This window comes from Bacteroidota bacterium, from assembly GCA_018698135.1.
Lineage (GTDB): Bacteria > Bacteroidota > Bacteroidia > CAILMK01 > JAAYUY01 > JABINZ01.
Genome location: JABINZ010000033.1, coordinates 1 through 3,304, shown reverse-complemented (window position 1 = coordinate 3,304; position 3,304 = coordinate 1). Strand labels below are relative to the sequence as shown.

Genomic DNA, 3,304 nt, shown 5'->3' with positions numbered 1-3,304 from the left:
GCAAAAACGATATGTACGATTAAAGTGACTGTTCCTAACTCTGAAGAAACTATAGAGAAAGTTTTACTGCTCACTGAAAAACAAAAACAATTAGCTAAATTGTTTTTGTTTTAAATTGGGTGGCGCATTGACGAAGTCAGGTGAAAACTCTGTTGAGGAATTCACAGATTTAACCGTATTGGTATGGGTGCAAGATGCAACAACCAAAGAAGTATATCAATCCGCATACTCTACCGGAACCATTTTAGGTGTTGAAAATCCAGCTCCTGGCAATGGAATTATTTCTATGTATCCTAATCCAGTGAAAGATAAAGCTCATGTTGACTTCTTATTGGCTCAAGACCAAAATGTTAACATTTCTGTTTTCAATACACTTGGAAACATTGTTTATCAGGAAGATAAAGGAGTTGTATCTGCCGGACCAAATTTCACCACTATCGACCTGGCTAACTTAAGCAAAGGTGTTTATGTGATGAGACTTACTTTAGGTGAAAATGTATATACACGTAAATTTATTGTTCAACAATAAACTTATTTTCAAATTTAGAAAAGGGCGGCTTTTAGTCGCCTTTTTTTTGTTATAACCAAAACAACATACAAATTATTACTCTTTCTCTAAATTATTACGCCTCATAACAGACTGGTTTTCTGTTTCTTATTACTAATGTATAGAATTTTATTTCCAATCGTATTTTTCATATTGTATTTTTGAGAAACAATAATCGGCTCCAATATTAAATATGAATTATGAAAAGAATAATCGGTTTTCTTTGTGGGATTCTATTATCCATGAATCTCTTTGCCCAAAGTGTTAGCCCCGAAGTGGTTGGAACTGCTGGCAGTGTTTTTACCAACACAAATGGATCGATATCATTTACCGTGGGTGAAGCGATTGTTGAAACGGTTACTGACGGTAATTACACCCTCACTCAGGGATTCCAGCAGGCTAATTATTATTTAACGACCATAGAAGAAAAAGCAGGAGCAAATCTAAATATTCAATTATTTCCAAATCCCCTTGTTAAAGGATTTAATGTAATTCATAATGGGGAGAAACTACTACTCAACATCTACCACATTAATGGTCAATTATTGATTTCGAATACACTTAGCACAAGCTCTACTTTCATCGACATGTCTGCATACGCAGCAGGAACCTATGTGGTTCAGCTTTATAATAAGAAACAAGAAATTGTAGGAATATATAAAATTCAAAAACTCATCAGTCAATAAATATTAATAATATGAAACGCGTAGTATTTTTAATAACAATCTGCCTGCTATTGGGAGCGGTGCAAACATTTGCTCAAAATTCACAATACATAAATTATCAAGCTGTTGCGAGAGATGCCAGTGGTGACATATTGGAAAGCAAACCATTGGTTGTGGAATTAAGTATTCTGGAAGGAAGCGTTACAGGAGCCATCGTATGGCAGGAAGGACATAGTGTTGCAACCAACGGTTTTGGCCTTTTTACCATTAAAATTGGAACAGGAACACCAACGGGAACAGGAACATTAAGTAGTTTCGATTCCATTAAATGGCATCTGAATGATTATTTTTTCAGTACACGTGTTGATTTCGGCAATGGCTTAGTTGATATGGGAACCACACGTTTTCTTGCGGTTCCTTATGCCTTATATGCGCTAACTGCAGGAAACAGCATTGGAGGAACTCAAAAACTTTCCTTATCAGGTCATGATTTATCTATCACAAACGGAAATACAGTTACGATACCCGACAATGTGGATGATGCAGATGCAGATCCTGCCAATGAGATTCAGACCATCAGTCTGAGTGGAACAGATTTAAGCATTAGCGGTGGCAACACAGTTAGTTTGCCCGGGGACTCTGATACAGATCCAACAAACGAAATACAAACGTTAAGTGTGACCGGAAATGATCTTTCTATAAGCGGAGGTAATAGTATAACTCTACCAAGTAGTGCTTGGGGAAAAACAAATAACATACTAAACTATACAGGAGGAAATGTGGCCATCAATACAAAAGCCAACTATCACGATAGTACACTTTTCACTCTCACTGATAGTGTAACCAAAAACATCACTGCCTTGGCATTTCTATATTCTATAGGTTCTGATAATTTCTTTGGTTCGTCTACAAATTTCCAGGCCAACATTGAGGCATCTAATGGAACAAATTCAGCTATTGCTGGTATTGCCAATGGTAACTCAGGAGGTATTAACCGCGGACTGTTTGGTTTTTCTGAAAGTGCAAACTCAAATTATGGTGTTTATGGACTGGCAAGTGCTGGAAGCAAGTCAACCAATCACAACTATGGCGTAAAAGGTGTCTCAAATGGAACCACAAATGGTTTTAATTTAGGCGTATTTGGCGAAGGAAACCAATCAACTGGTTACAACAGAGGTGTAGATGGCCGTACTGCAGGAACGGGAAGCTTTAATGATGGTGTTTTTGGCGAAAGTAAGGGAACAGGAAGTGGTCAGAACCGTGGAATATATGGATTTGCACAAGGAAGTGGATTTGTAAACTATGGTGTTATTGCTGAAACTCGAGGAGTTGGTTCCTGGAATATTGGTGTGCTAGCTGATGCCAACGGAGCAGCTGCTACAAACTATGCTTTATATTCCACAGCGAAAAATGCAACAACAAACTATGCGGCATTTCTTGATGGAAATGTAACCTATACAGGTACTCTTACAGGTCCTTCTGATGCAAAACTAAAAGAAGGTGTTGTGAACCTGAGTACAGCTTTGGACATGGTTAACAAATTAAAGCCGGTTACTTATACCTACAAAGACTCCTACAGGGAAAAAATAAGCTTATCAGAAGGCAAACAATTTGGATTTATTGCTCAAGAACTGGAACTTATCATTCCTGAATTAGTGAATCAACAAGAAGCCATTGTTTTTGGGAAGGATGATTACAACCAAAATGCACCTATTGACAAGCTAGAGTTCAAAGGCATTAATTACATTGGATTGGTACCTATATTAACAGGAGCTATTCAGGAGCAACAGCTAATTATTGATCAGCAGCAAGAAGCTATTGATCAACTCAAACTTCAAAATGAGCAGTTACTCATAAAGTTTGAAGAAATTGAAAGTAGAATAAATGCTTTGGAGAAAAAATAACAAAATTATAAAACGATAGTGTTAAGGCAGCTACTTTTCCAGTAGTTGCCTTTTATTTTTGTTGAGAATTAGAAAAAGGTCATTACATTGTTGAGATTCAAAATGTAATTGACTAGTGTGTGAGATCAGGGGTTGCCAGATAAGCATTAGCTATATCGTAAAAAAGGATTGATCCACACACGAAAATT

The 3,304-nt window shown here is 36.9% G+C and carries 3 protein-coding genes; all 3 read left to right on the top strand.

Going from position 1 to position 3,304, the window contains the following annotated elements; all coding sequences use genetic code 11:
• Window positions 1-127 precede the first annotated feature (127 nt).
• The 3 genes from HOG71_02455 (at window position 128) to HOG71_02445 (ending at window position 3,116) form a co-directional block, all read left to right on the top strand.
• Window positions 128-529 (top strand): T9SS type A sorting domain-containing protein, encoded by a 402-nt coding sequence (locus HOG71_02455; protein ID MBT5989690.1) that lies wholly within the window; start codon window positions 128-130, stop codon window positions 527-529.
• Window positions 530-747: 218 nt separating this feature from the next.
• The gene (locus HOG71_02450) at window positions 748-1,233 is read left to right on the top strand and encodes a T9SS type A sorting domain-containing protein (GenBank protein ID MBT5989689.1); all 486 of its coding nucleotides are present in this window, start codon (window positions 748-750) and stop codon (window positions 1,231-1,233) included.
• 11 nt (window positions 1,234-1,244) lie between these two features.
• Window positions 1,245-3,116 carry a tail fiber domain-containing protein gene (locus tag HOG71_02445; protein MBT5989688.1) on the top strand — a complete coding sequence of 624 codons (1,872 nt, stop codon included), beginning with the start codon at window positions 1,245-1,247 and terminating at the stop codon, window positions 3,114-3,116.
• Window positions 3,117-3,304: the final 188 nt, after the last annotated feature.

What these genes read in the sequence shown, in the direction of transcription:
- HOG71_02445 (MBT5989688.1), top strand. Translation starts at nt 1,245, where the DNA reads ATGAAACGCGTAGTATTTTTAATAACAATCTGCCTGCTATTGGGAGCG.
- HOG71_02450 (MBT5989689.1), top strand. Translation starts at nt 748, where the DNA reads ATGAAAAGAATAATCGGTTTTCTTTGTGGGATTCTATTATCCATGAAT.